This is a genomic window from Pseudomonas sp. A6 (assembly GCF_052367875.1).
In the GTDB taxonomy this organism is placed as follows: Bacteria; Pseudomonadota; Gammaproteobacteria; order Pseudomonadales; family Pseudomonadaceae; genus Pseudomonas; species Pseudomonas citronellolis.
In genome coordinates this window covers 2,362,290-2,378,618 of record NZ_CP198970.1, presented here as the reverse complement: position 1 = coordinate 2,378,618, position 16,329 = coordinate 2,362,290, and the positions used below count along the sequence as shown (strand labels likewise).

13 protein-coding genes are annotated in these 16,329 nt (G+C 68.3%); 2 read left to right on the top strand and 11 right to left on the bottom strand.

Annotated features, from left to right (window positions below):
* Window positions 1–103: 103 nt before the first annotated feature.
* The 4 genes from ACTWJ5_RS10775 to mexA all read right to left on the bottom strand — a co-directional run bounded on the left by ACTWJ5_RS10775 (window position 104) and on the right by mexA (window position 6,382).
* Complete coding sequence (locus ACTWJ5_RS10775; RefSeq protein WP_261746511.1) at window positions 104–559, bottom strand: MarR family winged helix-turn-helix transcriptional regulator; 456 nt, start codon at window positions 557–559, stop codon at window positions 104–106.
* An 89-nt stretch (window positions 560–648) separates the two neighbouring features.
* Complete coding sequence (locus tag ACTWJ5_RS10770; protein ID WP_444438473.1) at window positions 649–2,088, bottom strand: AdeC/AdeK/OprM family multidrug efflux complex outer membrane factor; 1,440 nt, start codon at window positions 2,086–2,088, stop codon at window positions 649–651.
* Window position 2,089: 1 nt separating this feature from the next.
* The gene (locus ACTWJ5_RS10765; RefSeq protein WP_444438471.1) at window positions 2,090–5,230 is read right to left on the bottom strand and encodes an efflux RND transporter permease subunit; all 3,141 of its coding nucleotides are present in this window, start codon (window positions 5,228–5,230) and stop codon (window positions 2,090–2,092) included.
* Between the two features lie 15 nt (window positions 5,231–5,245).
* Window positions 5,246–6,382: a multidrug efflux RND transporter periplasmic adaptor subunit MexA gene (mexA, locus tag ACTWJ5_RS10760; RefSeq protein ID WP_444438469.1), complete on the bottom strand. Its 1,137-nt coding sequence runs from the start codon at window positions 6,380–6,382 to the stop codon at window positions 5,246–5,248.
* Between the two features lie 531 nt (window positions 6,383–6,913).
* Between mexA and ACTWJ5_RS10755 the strand changes: the two genes are divergently transcribed.
* Complete coding sequence (locus ACTWJ5_RS10755) at window positions 6,914–7,846, top strand: AraC family transcriptional regulator (protein WP_074985928.1); 933 nt, start codon at window positions 6,914–6,916, stop codon at window positions 7,844–7,846.
* 1,041 nt (window positions 7,847–8,887) lie between these two features.
* On the top strand, window positions 8,888–9,157 hold the full coding sequence (locus ACTWJ5_RS10750; protein ID WP_249919527.1) for a DUF2790 domain-containing protein: 270 nt from the start codon (window positions 8,888–8,890) through the stop codon (window positions 9,155–9,157).
* A gap of 24 nt (window positions 9,158–9,181) precedes the next feature.
* Here the strand turns inward: ACTWJ5_RS10750 and ACTWJ5_RS10745 are convergent, their stop codons facing one another.
* Genes ACTWJ5_RS10745 through ACTWJ5_RS10715 form a run of 7 tightly spaced genes read right to left on the bottom strand, consistent with a single transcriptional unit; the run spans window position 9,182 to window position 16,155 of the window.
* Window positions 9,182–10,117 (bottom strand): LysR family transcriptional regulator, encoded by a 936-nt coding sequence (locus tag ACTWJ5_RS10745; protein ID WP_074985924.1) that lies wholly within the window; start codon window positions 10,115–10,117, stop codon window positions 9,182–9,184.
* A 32-nt stretch (window positions 10,118–10,149) separates the two neighbouring features.
* Entirely contained in the window at window positions 10,150–11,112 is a 963-nt protein-coding gene (locus tag ACTWJ5_RS10740; protein WP_074985922.1) for a LysR family transcriptional regulator, read from the bottom strand.
* Window positions 11,113–11,161: 49 nt separating this feature from the next.
* Entirely contained in the window at window positions 11,162–12,598 is a 1,437-nt protein-coding gene (locus tag ACTWJ5_RS10735) for an efflux transporter outer membrane subunit (RefSeq protein WP_444438466.1), read from the bottom strand.
* Window positions 12,595–13,470 (bottom strand): efflux RND transporter periplasmic adaptor subunit, encoded by an 876-nt coding sequence (locus ACTWJ5_RS10730; RefSeq protein ID WP_074985917.1) that lies wholly within the window; start codon window positions 13,468–13,470, stop codon window positions 12,595–12,597. The genes ACTWJ5_RS10735 and ACTWJ5_RS10730 overlap by 4 nt, the downstream gene beginning before the upstream one ends.
* Window positions 13,467–13,676 (bottom strand): DUF1656 domain-containing protein, encoded by a 210-nt coding sequence (locus ACTWJ5_RS10725; protein WP_256514824.1) that lies wholly within the window; start codon window positions 13,674–13,676, stop codon window positions 13,467–13,469. Before ACTWJ5_RS10725 ends, ACTWJ5_RS10730 begins: the two co-directional genes overlap by 4 nt.
* A complete protein-coding gene (locus ACTWJ5_RS10720) occupies window positions 13,673–15,691 on the bottom strand; it encodes an FUSC family protein (protein ID WP_444438463.1) in 2,019 nt (672 codons plus the stop codon). Before ACTWJ5_RS10720 ends, ACTWJ5_RS10725 begins: the two co-directional genes overlap by 4 nt.
* Window positions 15,688–16,155: a MarR family winged helix-turn-helix transcriptional regulator gene (locus tag ACTWJ5_RS10715; protein ID WP_253392655.1), complete on the bottom strand. Its 468-nt coding sequence runs from the start codon at window positions 16,153–16,155 to the stop codon at window positions 15,688–15,690. Before ACTWJ5_RS10715 ends, ACTWJ5_RS10720 begins: the two co-directional genes overlap by 4 nt.
* Window positions 16,156–16,329: the final 174 nt, after the last annotated feature.

Sequence of the window (16,329 nt, the reverse complement as noted above, 5' to 3'; positions counted from 1 at the left end):
AGCAGTATAGGGCTGCCCGGGAACGGCGCCTTGCCCATTCCCTCGGCATTCCTGCCCGATCCTGCCGGCGCCGGATAAGGGCACAGGCGGCGCGGCAGCCGGCTCAATCCGCCCCCGATGGCGACGAGAGCGTGGCCTGCTCCATCAAGCGGAAGACCCGCAGCGCCGCCTCGAGGTCGGCCTGGTCGGCCTTGGCCAGCACCTGCTCGCGCGCCCTGCCCAAGGCCTTCTGGATCCGGTGCGGCATGGCCCGGCCGGCGTCGGTGAACCACAGGGTGCGCACCCGCTGGTCGTCGTCGCCGACCTGGCGCCGCACCAGCCCCGCCTCCGTCAGGCAATGCAGCGTGCGCACCATGGTCGCCGCGTCGATGTCCATGGCCTCGGCCAGTTCCCGCTGGCTCACCCCCTCCCCCAGCCGCGCCATGCTCAGCAGGGCGTTGCTGGCGAGCAGGGACAGCCCATAGGGCTCGAGCGCCGCCTGGGCGCAGTGGCGCCAGTGCGCGCCGAGGGGAATGAGGTCGCCGGTGAATTGCTGTCGCAGTTGTTCGGTCTTGTTCATGGGCCGGTCCCATCGTCAGACAGGGCGAAGCGTCATGCTCATCGCCTGGAAGAAATGGCCAGCCGGCGGCGCCGGGCTGGCCGGGTTGCTCACATCTGCCGCGGCGGCGTTTCCCGCGTGGCCGTGGTGGCCTGCCAGCCGCCGCCGAGCGCCTTGTACAGGTTCACCTCGCTGGTGAGCTGGTTCAGGCGGTCGCCGATCAGCTGCTGGCGGGCGCCGAACAGCGAGCGCTGGGCGTCGAGCAGGGTCAGGTAGTTGTCCACCCCGGTGCGGTAGCGCTTGTCGGCCAGGTGGTAGTAGGCGTCGCTGGCCTGCACCAGGCTGCGCTGCGCCTGCAGCTGCTCGCTGAAGGTCCCGCGCGCGGCCAGGCCGTCGGCGACTTCCGCGAAGGCCGTCTGGATGGCCTTCTCATACTGCGCCACCTGGATATTCTTCTGCACCTTGGCCAGGTCCAGGCTGGCCTTCAGGCTGCCGGCGGTGAAGATCGGCAGGTTGATCGACGGCTGGAACAGCCAGGAACCGGAGCCGGCGTCGAACAGCCCGGACAGCTGGCGGCTGAGGGTGCCGGCGTTGGCGGTCAGGCTGATGCTCGGGAAGAACGCCGCGCGCGCCGCGCCTATGCTGGCGTTGGCCGCCTTGAGCTGGTGCTCGGCTTCGAGGATGTCCGGGCGCCGCTGCAGCAGGTCCGAGGGCAGGCCCGCCGGCACCTCGGCCAGCAGCGGCTGGTCCAGCGCCAGGCCCTGCGGCAGGTCGGCCGGCACGCCGGCGCCCAGCAGCAGGGTCAGGGCATTGCGGTCCTGGGCCAGCAGGCGCGTGTACTGCGCCAGGGTCGCCCGCGCGCTGTCCACGGCGGTCTGCGCCTGGCGCAGGTCCAGGGCCGAGGCCACGCCAACCTCGTTGCTGCGCTTGGTCAGCTCGTAGCTCTTCTGGTAGGTGCCGAGGGTGTCGCGGGTCAGCTGCAGCAGGTCCTGGTCGGCCCTGAGCGTCAGGTAGGCCGTGGCCACGCTGGCCACCAACGAGGTCTGCGCGCTGCGCTGCGCCTCTTCGGTGGCCAGGTATTGCTCCAGGGCCTGGTCGCGCAGGCTGCGCAGGCGGCCGAACAGGTCGACCTCCCAGGCGGTGGTGCCCAGGGTCACCCCGTACTGGCTGCTGATGCCCGCGCGGCCGGTGCCCGACAGGTCGCCCGGCAGGCGCTGGCGCGAACCGCTGGCGTCGATGCCGACCTGCGGGAACAGCTCGGCGCGCTGGATGCGGTACTGGGCGCGGAAGGCCTCGACGTTCAGCGCGGCGACGCGCAGGTCGCGGTTGTTGTCCAGCGCCACCTCGATCAGCCGCTGCAGTTGCGGGTCGCGGAAGAACTCGCGCCAGCCGAGGTCGGCGACCGCGCTGCCAGTGCTGCCCTGCGCATAGGCCGGCCCCTGCGGGTAGGCCTGCGCCACCGGCGCTTCGGGGCGCCGGTAGTCGGGGATCAGCGAGCAGCCGGACAGCGTCACGGCGGCCACGGCCAGGGAAAGGAAGGACTTCTTCATGTCATTGCCCCTTTGCATCGGTTGCGTCCTGCGCGGGCCGCTTGCCCTTGAACAGCGAACCGACGACGACGTAGAACAGCGGCACCCAGAACACGGCCAGCACGGTCGCGGTGACCATCCCGCCGATCACGCCGGTACCGATGGCGTGCTGGCTGCCCGAGCCGGCGCCACTGGAGATCGCCAGCGGCACCACGCCGAGGACGAAGGCCAGCGAGGTCATGATGATCGGGCGCAGGCGCATGCGGCAGGCCTCGATGGCCGCCTCGGCGTAGCCCTTGCCCTGCTCGTGCAGCTCCTTGGCGAACTCGACGATGAGGATGGCGTTCTTCGCCGACAGGCCGATGGTGGTGAGCAGGCCGACCTGGAAGAACACGTCGTTGGACAACCCGCGCAGCAAGGTCGCCAGCAGCGCGCCCACCACGCCGAGCGGCACCACCAGCATCACCGAGAACGGGATCGACCAGCTCTCGTACAGCGCCGCCAGGCAGAGGAACACCACCAGCAGCGAGAGCACGTACAGCGCCGGCGCCTGGGAGCCGGACAGCCGCTCCTCGTAGGACAGCCCGGTCCAGGAATAGCCGATGCCCGCCGGCAGCTGCTTGACGATCTCCTCCACCACCGCCATGGCCTCGCCGGAGCTGCGGCCCGGGGCCGGCTCGCCGAGGATTTCCATGGCCGGCACGCCGTTGTAGCGCTCCAGCTTGGGCGAGCCGTAGCTCCACTTGCCGGTGGCGAAGGCGGTGAAGGGCACCATCTCGCCCCTGTCGTTGCGCACGTACCACTTGCCCAGGTCGTCCGGGTTCATCCGCGCATCGGCGCGGCCCTGCAGGTACACCCGCTTCACCCGGCCACGGTCGATGAAGTCGTTGACGTAGCTGGAACCCCAGGCGATGGAGACGGCATCGTTGACGTCGGCGATGGAAACGCCCAGCGCGCTGGCCTTCTCGTCGTCGATCTCCAGCTTGTACTGCGGCTCGTCGTTCAGGCCGTTGGCGCGCACGCGCTGCAGCACCGGGCTCTGCGCGGCGAGCTGGAGGAACTGGTTGCGCGCCTGCAGCAGGGCTTCGTGGCCGAGGCCGGCCTGGTCCTGGAGGAACAGGTCGAAGCCGGTGGCGTTGCCCAGCTCCAGCACCGAGGGCGGCGGGAAGGCGAACACCAGGGCGTCCTTCAGAGTGAAGAAGTACTGCTGGGCGCGCTGGGCCAGGGCGAACACGGTGTTCTCGGCGCCCGGGCGCTCCTCCCAGGGCTTGAGCAGGATGAAGGCGATGCCCGAGCTCTGGCCGCGGCCGGCGAAGTTGAAGCCGGTGACGGTGAACACCGAGCTGACCGAGGCGCTTTCCTTGTCCAGCAGGTATTCGCGCATCTTGTCCACCACCTCCTGGGTCCGCTGGGAAGTGGAACCCGGCGGCGTCTGCACCTGGGCGAAGAGCACGCCCTGGTCCTCGTCCGGCAGGAAGGCGGTGGGAATGCGGGTGAACAGCCAGCCCATGCCGATCACGATCACCAGGTACGCCAGCAGGAACGCCGGGCGGCAGCGCAGCACGGTGCCGACGCCCCGCTCGTAGCGCCCGGTCATGACCTGGAAGCGGCGGTTGAACCAGCCGAAGAAGCCCTTCTTGTGCTCGCCGTGGTCGCCCTGGTGGATGGGCTTGAGCATGGTGGCGCACAGCGCCGGGGTGAGGATCAGCGCCACCAGCACCGACAGCGCCATGGCCGAGACGATGGTGATGGAGAACTGCCGGTAGATCACCCCGGTGGAGCCGCCGAAGAAGGCCATCGGCAGGAACACCGCGGACAGCACCATGGCGATGCCCACCAGCGCGCCCTGGATCTGGCCCATGGACTTGCGCGTGGCCTCGCGGGGCGACAGCCCCTCCTCGCTCATCACCCGCTCGACGTTCTCCACCACCACGATGGCGTCGTCCACCAATAGGCCGATGGCCAACACCATGCCGAACATGGTCAGGGTGTTGATCGAAAAGCCGGCCGCGGCCAGCACGCCGAAGGTGCCCAGCAGCACCACCGGCACGGCGATGGTCGGGATCAGCGTGGCGCGGAAGTTCTGCAGGAACAGGTACATCACCAGGAACACGAGGAGGATCGCCTCGCCGAGGGTCTTGACCACCTCATGGATGGAGGCCGAGACCACCGGCGTGGTGTCGTACGGGTAGACGATCTTCATGCCCGGCGGCATGAACGGCTCCAGGCCCGAGATGGTCTTGCGGATCGCCTTGGCGGTGTCCAGCGCGTTGGCGCCGGTGGCCAGGCGGATGGCGATGCCCGAGGCCGGCTTGCCGTTGAACTGCGCGTCGATGCTGAAGTCCTGGCCGTCCAGGCCGATTTCGGCGACGTCCTTCAGGCGTACCTGGGAACCGTCGGCGTTGACCTTGAGCAGGATGCGGCCGAACTGCTCGGCGGTCTGCAGGCGGGTCTTGCCGACGATGGTGGCGTTGAGCTGCTGGCCCTTGACCGCGGGCAGGCCGCCCAGCTGGCCGGAGGAGATCTGCACGTTCTGCGCCTGCACCGCGGTGCGCACGTCACCGGGGCTGAGCTGGTAGCTGTTGAGCTTGGCCGGGTCGAGCCAGATGCGCATGGCGTAGGAGGAGCCGAACACCTGGAAGTCGCCCACGCCCGGGGTCCGCGACAGCGGGTCCTGGATGTTGGAGACGATGTAGTTCGACAGGTCTTCCTTGCCCATGCTGCCGTCGGTGGAAACCAGGCCGACCACCATGAGGAAGTTGCGCACCGACTTGGCCACGCGGATGCCCTGCCGCTGCACTTCCTGCGGCAGCAACGGGGTGGCCAGCTGCAGCTTGTTCTGCACCTGGACCTGGGCGATGTCCGGATCGGCGCCCTGGTCGAAGGTCACGGTGATGGTCATGCTGCCGTCGGAGTTGCTCTCCGAGGAGATGTAGCGCAGGTGGTCCAGGCCGTTGAGCTGCTGCTCGATGACCTGCACCACGGTGTCCTGCACCGTCTCGGCGGAAGCGCCCGGGTAGCTGACCTGGATGGCGATGGCCGGCGGCGCGATGGCCGGGTACTGGTTCACCGGCAGCTTGAGGATCGACAGGCCCCCGGCCAGCATGATCACCAGGGCGATCACCCAGGCGAAGATGGGCCGGTCAATGAAGAATTTCGACATGCTGGAATCCCTTGGTTAACCCTGGCTGTCCGTTTTCGCGCCCTCGGCGGGCGCGACGTTCTTCGCCGGCACGGCCTTGGCCTGGGCGCCCGGCTGGACGAACTGCAGGCCTTCGGTGATCAGGCGGTCGCCAGGCTTCAGGCCGTCGATGACCAGCCAGTAGGCGCCGAGGGTGCGGTCGGTCCTGATGTTGCGCAGCTCGACCTTGTCGTCGGCGCCCAGCACCAGCGCGGTAGGCTGGCCGCGCAGGTCGCGGGTCACGCCCTGCTGCGGGGCGAGGATGGCCTGCTGGCGCACGCCTTCCTGCAGCTGCGCATGGACGAACATGCCCGGCAGCAGCTCGCCATTCGGGTTGGGGAACACGGCGCGCAGGGTCACCGAACCGGTGCCCTCGTCGACCGAGACCTCGGAGAACTCCAGGCGCCCCTGCAGCGGGTATTCGCTGCCGTCTTCGAGCTTCAGGCTGACCTTGGCCGCGTTGTCGCCGGCGCTCTGCAGCTGCCCTTCGGCCAGTTCCCGGCGCAGGCGCAGCAAGGCGGTGGAAGGCTGGGTGACGTCGACGTAGATGGGGTCCAGCTGCTGCACCGTGGCCATGGCGGTGGCCTGGCCGCTGGTCACCAGCGCGCCTTCGGTCACACCGGAACGGCCCACGCGCCCGGAGATGGGCGACAGCACCCTGGTGTAGCGCAGGTTGATGCGCGCCTGCTCGACCGCGGCCTTGGCGCGCAGGTAGGCGGCATTGGCGTCGGCGTACTGCTGCTTGCTCACTGCCTCGTCGGCCACCAGCAGCTTGTAGCGCTCGGCCTGCTGCTGGCTGGAGACCAGGTTGGCCTGGGCGCTCTGGTAGTCGGCCTCATAGGGCGCGGCGTCGATCTGGTAGAGCTGCTGGCCTTCCTTGACGTCGCTGCCTTCCTTGAACAGGCGCTTGAGGATGATGCCGTTGACCTGCGGGCGCACCTCGGCGACGCGGTAGGCGCTGGTGCGGCCGGGCAGCTCGCTGTTCAGGGTCACCGTCCTGGCCTGCAGGGTGACGACCCCCACCTCCGGCAACTGGGCCTGGGCGGCGGCCTGGTGCTTGTCGCACCCGGCCAGGCCCGCCATGGCGATGAGCAGGGCCGACGCCAAGACGGATTTGGCTGGCTTTCGACGCATAGCGCTTGTCCTCATGTTGATATTTTCCATTGCCAGGTCGAGCTGGCGCTTTCACTGTTTTTCAGTTGAAGCCGGCAATACGGAAGCCCTCCCGCACTCTCGAAGAGCAGGTTCGAATGAACTTCCGATCAATTGGAGAAAGTCTTCCGGCAGAGCAGTCGGAAAGTTGAAGCGCTCAACTTTCAATGCGTGAGCAGGACGGAAAAATAGCGATAGAGCCTATTCCCTGGGCTCTCGGAGTTTCAGTTCCGGTCCAAGGCCTGGAATATATTGCTCGAGTCTATTTGGGCTGTTTCTTGTTCGAAGGGCTTGTTCGTCCACGCGGAACTTCAGCATCTTCCGAGACCGCGTCGAGTTGCCCGATGCAGAATGAATACCAATGAAAAACGGCATACCCGACGGACTTGCCCATGCGCCAGCGGCAGGTCGATGCAAACAACGGCGAGAAAAGACAGTGGCGTAACCTTACCCCTGGCATGCCGGACCATCCATGCTATAGGGTACGGTTTTCTATCGAGATCGTACGGAACCATGGACCCTCTTTCCGATGTGCTTTCCCTGCTCAAACCGCGTAGCCAGTTTTACGCCGGCCTGGATGCCGCGGGAGCCTGGTCCTTCGATTTTCCCCCGCACCAGGGCATCAAGTTCACCGCCGTCCTGAAGGGCACGTGCTGGGGAAGAACCGCGGGGCAGGAGCAGCCGATGCGTTTCGCCGAAGGCGATTGCTACCTGCTCAACAGCGGGCAGCGGCTGATCCTGTCTTCAAGCCCCGACCTGGCGCCGGAAGACCCCTCGGACATCATGGAAGCGATAGCCCATGACGGCATCGCCCTGCACAACGGCGGTGGCGAGGTCTTCCTGATCAGTGTGCATTTCGATTTCTCCAACTCCCAGGCCGCCGTGTTGTTCGATGCGCTGCCCTCGCTGATTCATGTCGAAGGCGGTTCGAGCCAGGCGCAGGTCTTGCGCTGGGCCCTGGATCAGCTGGCAACCGAGCTGCGCCACCAGGAACCGGGCTCGACCCTCGTCTCCACGCACCTCGCCCACCTGATGCTGGTACAGATACTGCGGCTGCACCTGGCCAACACTTCCCCGGGTTCCCCTTCGGGCTGGTTCCTCGCCTTGTCCGACCACCAGGTCGCCAGCGCGATCGGCGCGATCCACTCCGCCCCGCAACGCCGCTGGACGCTCGAAGAGCTGGCACGCGTCGCCGGCATGTCGCGCACGGTCTTCGCGCAACGCTTCAAGCAACTGGTGGGCAGGACAGCGATGGAATATCTGGTCCGCTGGCGCATGCTCATGGCGGCGGATCGTCTGCGTAGTGGTAGTGAGAATATTGCTTCTATCGCTTTTTCCCTGGGTTATGAGTCAGAGAGTGCTTTCAGTACTGCGTTCAAGCGCACCATGAGTCGTTCGCCTTCGCAGTATCGGCGTGGGTTCGTTGTGGAGGGTGTGGAGCGGTGAGACTTGCGGTCTTCCCCCTTCGCTCAGGACAGCCCCCTCTCCCTTCAGGACGGGGCGCGCAGCCGAGGGCTGGGGAGAGGGTTACGGACTCCCCCCCACACCTCTGCCAACCCTGACTCCGCTCCCCCTCCCTAACCCTCCCCCGCAAGCGGGAGAGGGGACCGTTCGGCGTGAAGTGCAATCACGAAGCTCCCTGACTCCATACCCGTCCAGCCAAACCCATCGCGGACGGAGTCCGCTCCTACGGTTCCAGGAGGCACGGGCGTAGGAGCGGACTTTGTCCGCGATTGGATTCACCGGCCCCGCCGAACGCTCCGGTGGCACGGCCAACGGCGTATAACCGCGAACGGTTATACGCCCTACGTTCCGCGTTCGCGGGAGTGACGAGGTGTGAGGACAGCGCCTGAGTTCGACGCCACTCAGGACACCCCCTCTCCCTCTGGGAGAGGGCTGGGGTGAGGGCAACAGACTCCCCCCCCACACCCCTGCCAACCCTGACTCCGCTCCCCCTCCCTAACCCTCCCCCGCAAGCGGGAGAGGGACCGTTCGGCGTGAAGTGCAATCACGAAGCTCCCTGACTCCATACCCGTCCAGCCAAACCCATCGCGGACGGAGTCCACTCCTACGGTTCCAGGAAGCACGGGCGTAGGAGCGGACTTTGTCCGCGATTGGATTCACCGGCACCGCCGAACGCTCCGGTGGCACGGCCAACGGCGTATAACCGCGAACGGTTATGCGCCCTACGAACCTCCCGGCTAACGCTGCGTTACCCACCCACTCCGAACGGCCCCCTCTCCCTTCAGGGAGAGGGCTGGGGAGAGGGCTGCGGACTTCGCCAACACTCCACTGCCAAACCCGTACTCCATTTCCCCCAAGCAACGTTTCCCCATTCTTACCGCCAGAGAAAGAATGTCTTAGGAGCCCCGGCATTTATCGGAACAATCGCGGCGATAACATTGCTCGCAAGCCTTTCACCCGGCAGCGGAACACCCGCTTCATCCTTGCCGGCCAAGGGCGCCACCATTCCCAGGAAGACCCGCCATGAAATACGCTCTCACCCTCGCCGCCGTCCTTTTCGCCAGCCAGCAGGCCCTTGCCGCCCAACCGGATGACACCGGCGCGCCGGCCGCCGCGCAAACCGTCGCCTATGCCTATGGAATGAACCTGGACGTCGCCAAGGTCATTTCCCTGCATGCCGAGCCGGCGGACGCCTGCGCCAGCGCGCCGGCGACGCTCACCTACCAGGACCACCGCGGCGACGTGCACAGCGTCACCTACCAGAAGCTCCCGAGCCAATGCGGGATCGACTGATGCCCGCCCAACGGGCGTGACGGCTCACGCGCTTCCCGCCCCGCCGAGCAGTATTTCCTCGTCGGCCGCCAGGCGGCCCGGCAGGTGGTTCTTCAGGTAGTCGATGAAGGTCCTGACCTTCGCATCGAGGAACTGCCGGGACGGATAGATCACCGAAACGTTGCGCTGATGGGCGATCAGGTCGGGCAGCACCCTGACCAGCTCGCCGCGCCGGATCGAGGCCGCCGCCACGTAGAGGGGGATCAGGCAGATGCCCATGTCTTCCCGGGCGGCCTGGGCGATGCCATCCGCCACGTTCACCTGGAATTTCCGGCGCGATGATGCGATCACGTCGATGGCCGAGCCATTGACCTCCCAGCCGCCCGGGAACGCGGGGTCGTCCAGTTGCAGGCAGGTATGCCCGGACAGCTCGGCGATGCTCCGCGGCACCCCGTTGCGCGCCAGGTAGCCGGGGCCGGCGCAGAGGACGCTGTAGGTCGCGCCGAGCCCCTGGGCGATGAACCCCGAGTCGGGGATGTTGCTGTCGCCGGAAATCAGCAGGTCATAGCCCTCCGCCAGGAGGTCCGGCGTCGCGTGGGACAGCGTCAGCTCGAAGTCCACGCTCGGGTAGAGCTCCGAATACTGCGAAACCAGGGGAATGATGTGGTACTGGCCAATGCCGTTGGGGGCATGCAGGCGCAGTTTGCCGAAGGCCTCCAGGTGGGCGCCGGCGGCCTCCATCTCGGCCGTGCGCAGGTCATCGAGAATGCTCTTGCAGCGCTCCAGGTAGCGCCTGCCCACCTCGGTCAGGGCCAGCTTGCGGGTGGTCCGGTTGATCAGCCTGGCCTTGAGGTGGTTTTCCAGTTCACTGACGCTGCGCGAGACGTGGGGCGTGGAATGCCCCAGCGAATCCGCGGCGGCCGTGAAGCTCCCCAGCTCGACCACGCGAACGAAAATCTCCATCGAATGAACAAGGTCCATGGTGCGGGCTCCCCCGTGTTGTGACCGACCGTTCAGGCGCGCAAGCGCCCCTTCCCCGCCTCTGCCCAGAAGCCCGGGTCGTCCAGTATCTGCCGGTCCCTGTCGAAGGCTTCGGGCAGCCTGGCCTTGAGGAACTCGACCCAGGTGCGGATCTTCTCGTCCAGGTAATGGCGCGACGAATACAGGGCGAACACGTCCCGGGCATGCAGGCGATAGGCAGGAAGAATGCGCACCAGCGAACCATCCAGCAGGGCCTTGGCCGCCACGAAGCTCGGCAGCAGGCACACGCCCAGGCCCGAGGCGGCCGCCACGCAGGCGGCCTCCGGGAGGTTCACCTTCAGCACGTCGCCCAGCTCCACCAGCTGCTCGCCCTGCGGGCCGGAAAAACGCCAGCCCTGCGGCGACAGCGAGTCGGCCAGCTGCAGGCAGCGGTGCCCATGCAGGTCTTCCACCGCCAGGGGCACGCCGTGCTTGGCGAGATAGTCCGGCGAGGCGCAGACGATGCTGAACACCTGCCCCAGGCGCTGCGCGACGAAGGATGAATCAGGCAGCGCCTCGGCCAGGGTGATGAGCACGTCGAAGCCCTCTTCCAGCATGGCCGGCGCGCCCTGGGTGAGGGACAGGTCGATGGAGACTTCCGGGTAGTGCTCCAGGTAGTCGACCAGCAGGGGCGTGAGGTGCTCCAGGCCGAACTCGGTCACCGCGTGCACCCGCAGCCGGCCCATCGCCTGGGCGCGCGCGCCGCCCACCTCCGCCGCCGCCTCGGCGACCTCGCCGAGTATCCGCTTGCAGCGCTCGAAGTAGCGCATGCCGATGTCCGTGACCGCCAGGCTGCGCGTGGTGCGCTGCAGCAGGCGGGCGGAAAGCTCGCTCTCCAGCCCCGCGACCAGCCGGGAAACCTTCGAGGTCGACATGCCCAGGCCTTCCGCGGCGCCGGTGAAGCTGCCGCTTTCCACTACCCGTATGAAGGCCTGCATACCTTCGAACAGATCCATCATTCGACTCCAGCGCTCACAGTATGGAAATCATCGGCACGACCAGCGCTCAGCGCGCCTCGGCCGTCACCGCCTGGCCGGACCAGCCGCCGCCGAGCGCCAGGAACAGGTCGACCTGGTCCTGCGCGACCCGGGCATCGGAAGCGGCCAGCGCCGCCTCGCTGTCGGCCAGGGTGCGGTTGGCATCCAGGCTGGCCAGGTACGGCAGGCGCCCCGCGCCATACAGGCGCTCGCTGTCCCGGGCGGCCTGCTGCGCGTGCTCGCGGGCCGCGCGCAGGGCCTGGTTGCGCTGCAGCTCCCGGGCATAGAAGGTCAGAGCGGTCTCGGTCTCGCGCAGGGCTTCGAGCACCACGCCATCGAAGCGGGCCAGGGCCGCCTCGCTGTCCGCCTCGGCGGCCTTGACCCTGGCCCGGGCGCCGCTGTCGGGAATGCTCCAGCTGATCAGCGGGCCGAGGCTCCAGTGCTTGGCCGAGGACTCCCCGATCTCGCCGAAGCGCCCGGCCAGGCCGGCCGAAGCGCCCAGGGTGACGCTCGGGTAGAGCTGCGCGGTGGCCACGCCGATGCGCGCGGTCATGCCCGCCAGTTGGCGTTCCGCCTGGCGGATGTCGGGGCGGCGGCGCAACAGGTCGGCGCCCTCGCCCACCGGTATGGGCTGGTCCAGCCGCGGCTCCTCGCTGCAGGCCAGGGAGGCAGCCGGCAACTGCGCCGGCGTGCGCCCCAGCAGGGCGGCCAGGCGATAGCGCGCGGCATCGCGGTTGGCGCTGAACTGCGGCAGGCTCGCGCGCAGGGTTTCCTGCTGGGCCCTGGCGCGCTCGACGTCCGCGGAGCTGCCGCGCCCGGCGGCGGCCAGGCGCTGGGTCACCTCGGCGCTGCGCGCCTGCAGGTCCAGCTGCTGCTGCGCGACATTCAGCTGGCGGGTCGCCGAGCAGCCCTGCACGTAGGCCCGCACCGTCTGCGCCGCCACCGTCACCCGGACCAGGTCTTCGGCCGCCACGCTGGCCTGGGCATCGGCATGGGCGGCCTCCTCGGCGCGCGCCAGCTTGCCGAACAGGTCGACCTCGTAGCCGATGGACAGGCCGAGGCCGCCATCGTCGATCGCCGGCGGCCGGACGCCGACCTGTGAGGCCTCCAGCGGCGCCTGGCCGCGCTGCGCGTCGGCCTCCAGCGTGGCGTGCGGATTGGCGTCCGCCGCCACCGAGGCCTCCAGCGCCAGCGCCTTGCGCAGGTTGGCGCTGGCCTGGCGCAGGTCGGTATTGGCCGCCAGCGCCTGCTGCACCAGGCTGTCGAGTTGCGCGTCGCGGTAGAGGCGCCACCAGCCGTCGGGCACCGGCGCCGTTGCGAAGTCCGCCGCGCCCGCGGCCTGGAACGCGGCAGAAGCCGTGGGCTCGCGCCAGGCGGCCTGCTGCGGCAGGCGGTAGTCCGGCCCGACCTCGGTACAGCCCGCCAGCAGCCCGAGCAGGCCCAGCAGACCAAGGTAGGTTCTCATGGCCGTTCCACCTCGCGCACCGAGACGGTGGCGGTGCGCCCGGCGATCAGGCGGAAATCCGCCGGCACCTCGTCCAGGGCGACGCGCACGGGAATCCGCTGGGCCAGGCGCACCCAGTTGAAGGTCGGGTTGACGTTGGGCAGCAGGCTCTCGCCGTTGACCCGGTCACGGTCCTCGATGCCGGCGGCGACGCTTTGCACGTGGCCGCGCAGCAGTTGGCCGCTGCCCATGATGCGGATGTCCACCGGCTGGTCGATGTGCACGCCGTCCAGCTTGGTTTCCTCGAAGTAGCCCACCACGTGGAAGGAATGCTGGTCCACCACCGAGAGCACCGGCCGGCCGGCGCTGACGTAGTCGCCATCGCGCGGCACCCGGTCGTTCAGGTAGCCGTCCACCGGGCTGCGCACCTCGGTGCGCGCCAGGTTCAGGCGCGCCAGGGCCAGCGCGCTCTCGGCCCTGGCGAGGCTCGCCTCGCCCTGCTGCACACGGGCATCGCTGTCTTCCAGCACTTCCTTGGCCACCAGGTCGGCCAGCACGTGGTTGCGCGCGGCCTCGCGGCGCGCCTGGCCAAGGCTGGCGCGCTGCTGGCGGACGACCGCCTCGGCCTGCTGCACCGCCAGCTCGTAGCGGCTGCGGTCGACCAGGAACAGCAGTTGGCCGCGCTTGACCAACTGGTTGTCCTCGATGTCGACCTGGGTGATCAGCCCGGACACGTCCGGCGCGACCTGCACCACCTCGGCGCCGATGTGCCCGTCGCGGGTCCAGGGCGCGTTGGTGTAGTAGTTCCACAGGTGTTGCGCTATCGGTACGGCCACCGCCACCAGCAGCAGGGTGGGAATGACCGGGAGGAACTTGCGTATGGAGTTTTTCATAGGTGCCAGCCGTGCGTCAGGGTCACGCTGGTGCCCAGGACGATCACATAGAGAGCGAAGTTGAACAGGAAGTGGTGCCAGACATAGCGGTACAAGCCGAGGTACATCAGCAGAGCGCGCAGCACCCGGGTAATGACGAAGGCGAGCAGCAGCATCAGCAGCAGGCTCGGCAGGAACACGCCATAGAGGTCGATTTCACCGATCATGGCCTGGCTCCTGACGCCGCGCCCGACAGGTCCGGTTCGGCGGCCTCCGGGAACAGGGTGACGCGCAGTTCGACCAGGGCGTTGCGCACCTCGTCCGCCGCCGGCCCGGCCAGGGGCAGCACCTGGCGCAGGCCCTGGTCGATGCAGGCCAGCAGCGCGGCGTCGGGCGCCCGGTAGGCATCCGCCGCTTCGCAGGCCCGGAAATGCGCGGCGATGGCCGCCAGCAGGCGGGCGATCGTCTGCTCGACCTCACCGCCCAGGCGCTGTTCCTCACGCTGCAGGTGCAGCACGCTGAAGCCCACGCGCAGGTCGCGGAACGCGTCGGTGGCCGTCTGCCCGCGCTGGTTCGCCAGCCGCGGCAGCAACAGTTCCAGGCGGTCCTGCATGCGCGCCATCGATTCCGGGTAGTGGCTGCCCTGCCCGCCCGCAGAGCAGTGCGCCAGGTCGCGCCAATTGGCATGCACCAACCGGCTCAGCGCCAGCTCGCTGCCGAACGGCCGCATCAGCAGCGTCCACAACAACGCCCCCAGCGCGCCCAGCGCACTGGCCAGGCAACTGTCGAGGAACAGCTGGAAATCGGCCGTGTAGGCGCCCCGCAGGCCGACGAAACTGCCGGTGAAGACGATCATCAGCAAGGCCTCGGTGCCGAACTGGGGCCGGGAAACCAGCAGCACGCCGAACAGCAGGCAGGGCACGAAGAAGCAGGCGACCAGGGTTTCGAACTCATGGGCCGAGGGCAGCACGACGAACAGCAGCAGGCCACCGAGCAGGCTGCTGGCCAGGTTCACCAGCAGGAAGCGGAACATCTGCGGGGCCGGCTCGTCGAGGGAGGCGAACAGGCTGCAGGCGACCGTCCCCAGGACCAGCGCGTTGGCCCCCGGCGCCCAGCCCGTGCTCAGCCATGCCAGCCCGCCGAGGAAGATGCCCAGGGAAATGGAGCCGGCGTAGAAGAGCAGCATGCCGAAGTCGATATGGTGCGAGATGCCGCTCAGGTTCCAGCGCCGATAGGCCGGCTGCCAGCGCGGCAGCGCATCGTCGTTCTCGACGCCGCGGCGCAGCAGCTGGCAATCGCGCCAGAGGTCCACCAGGCCGACCAGGCGCATGCGGAGGGTCCACTCCAGCAGCTCGGGCCAGGTGGCGGTGGCGGACAGCCGCGGTGGAACGGACGGATACCTGGCATGCTCGACGCTGTCCGCGCTCGCCATCAGCCACCGGCTGACCTCTTCCGTCCGCTGCCGCTGCGCCTCGCTCGCGCCGCCCAGCCGGGCCAGGGCCTCCTGCAGCGCGGCCAGCGACGAGATGTGCGGCATCAGCATGCGCATGCGCGCACGCAGTTCCCGGGCGGCCCGCACGGCGTATTGATTGCCGGTGTCGAAGGCCAGGTGGGCGATCAGCTGTTCGAATGCCTGGAGGCCCGCCGTCAGCGGATGCCGGCTGGCCTGGCTGACCTTCGCCGACAGCGCCTCGGCCGCCCAGCTGGAGACAGCGGCGAACCACTGTTCCAGGCGCTGGCGAATCACCGGGGTCACGCGCTCGCCCATGGCCAGGCCGGCGACGACGTTCGCACAGACGATGCCGACGATGATTTCCTCGCTGCGCGCCAGGGCGATCTCGAACACGTTCTGCGGCGCGTGCAACGCCGGCAGGGCGACCAGCGGCATGGTGTAGGCCGGCAGACGGAACAGGTAGTTGCGTGGCGTCCGGTCGAGCATCGACACGTAGAGCATGGTCCCCGACCACAACGCAGTCGCCAGCATCAGCAGTATCGGCGTATCGCTCAGGGGCGGCACCAGCAGCACTGCCACGGAGACGCCGAGCAAGGTGCCGCCGACGCGGTAGAACGTCTTCGAACGCATGGCCCCCATCATCGGCTGGGACACCACGTACACGGTGCCCATGGCCCAGACCGGGTTGGGCAGCGACAGCGCCAGGGCGATGTAGAGCGCCAGCATCGAGGCCGCGAAGGTGCGCAGCGAGAACCACCAGTCGCGGGCGCGGGGCAGGGCCGGGGTCATGATTTCGCGGCGGCTCCCACCGTAGTCGAAGCCTGCGCGAAGCCCTCGATGATGCGGAATACCCGCAGGGCCGCCTCCAGGTCTTCCCGCGGCACGTCGGCGAGCATCCGCGCACGCAGTGTGATGAGTTCATGCTCGACGCCGCTGGCCAGCGCGCGCCCCGTGTCGGTGAACCAGAGCGTCTTGACGCGCTGGTCCTGCAGGCCCTTTTCCCGGCGCACCAGGCCGGCCTGGGCGAGCTGGTCGACGCTGCGCACCAGCGATGCGGCCTCGATGCCCAGCTCTTCGGCCAGCGCGCTCTGGCTGATGCCCTCCCCCAGCCGGGCGATGGCCAGCAGGGCGGAACCGCAAGGCACCGAGATGCCATGGGCCAGCAGCGACTCCTGGGCGACCCGTCGCCATAACTCGCCGATGGGGCGCAGGTGGCTGGTGAACTGCTGGCGCAACTGATCGAGCTTTTTCATGGTCGCCTCGGGCCATTCGGATCGGATATCCGAGACCTTACCCGCCATTAAATTAGTTTGCAAACTAATCATTTAACGAGCCGATCACCGGTCTCCCGCGCCCCTTCGCCAGCCCCGTGCCCGGGGCTCCAACGCAGGGCGCACGAGCGCTGCAACCCCACAGGAAGATCGCTT

Excerpts from the sequence above, each read along its gene's own strand:
- ACTWJ5_RS10775 (WP_261746511.1), bottom strand. The coding sequence starts at position 559 with ATGAACAAGACCGAACAACTGCGACAGCAATTCACCGGCGACCTCATT.
- ACTWJ5_RS10770 (WP_444438473.1), bottom strand. The coding sequence starts at position 2,088 with ATGAAGAAGTCCTTCCTTTCCCTGGCCGTGGCCGCCGTGACGCTGTCC.
- ACTWJ5_RS10765 (WP_444438471.1), bottom strand. The coding sequence starts at position 5,230 with ATGTCGAAATTCTTCATTGACCGGCCCATCTTCGCCTGGGTGATCGCC.
- mexA (WP_444438469.1), bottom strand. The coding sequence starts at position 6,382 with ATGCGTCGAAAGCCAGCCAAATCCGTCTTGGCGTCGGCCCTGCTCATC.
- ACTWJ5_RS10755 (WP_074985928.1), top strand. The coding sequence starts at position 6,914 with ATGGACCCTCTTTCCGATGTGCTTTCCCTGCTCAAACCGCGTAGCCAG.
- ACTWJ5_RS10750 (WP_249919527.1), top strand. The coding sequence starts at position 8,888 with ATGAAATACGCTCTCACCCTCGCCGCCGTCCTTTTCGCCAGCCAGCAG.
- ACTWJ5_RS10745 (WP_074985924.1), bottom strand. The coding sequence starts at position 10,117 with ATGGACCTTGTTCATTCGATGGAGATTTTCGTTCGCGTGGTCGAGCTG.
- ACTWJ5_RS10740 (WP_074985922.1), bottom strand. The coding sequence starts at position 11,112 with ATGGATCTGTTCGAAGGTATGCAGGCCTTCATACGGGTAGTGGAAAGC.
- ACTWJ5_RS10735 (WP_444438466.1), bottom strand. The coding sequence starts at position 12,598 with ATGAGAACCTACCTTGGTCTGCTGGGCCTGCTCGGGCTGCTGGCGGGC.
- ACTWJ5_RS10730 (WP_074985917.1), bottom strand. The coding sequence starts at position 13,470 with ATGAAAAACTCCATACGCAAGTTCCTCCCGGTCATTCCCACCCTGCTG.
- ACTWJ5_RS10725 (WP_256514824.1), bottom strand. The coding sequence starts at position 13,676 with ATGATCGGTGAAATCGACCTCTATGGCGTGTTCCTGCCGAGCCTGCTG.
- ACTWJ5_RS10720 (WP_444438463.1), bottom strand. The coding sequence starts at position 15,691 with ATGACCCCGGCCCTGCCCCGCGCCCGCGACTGGTGGTTCTCGCTGCGC.
- ACTWJ5_RS10715 (WP_253392655.1), bottom strand. The coding sequence starts at position 16,155 with ATGAAAAAGCTCGATCAGTTGCGCCAGCAGTTCACCAGCCACCTGCGC.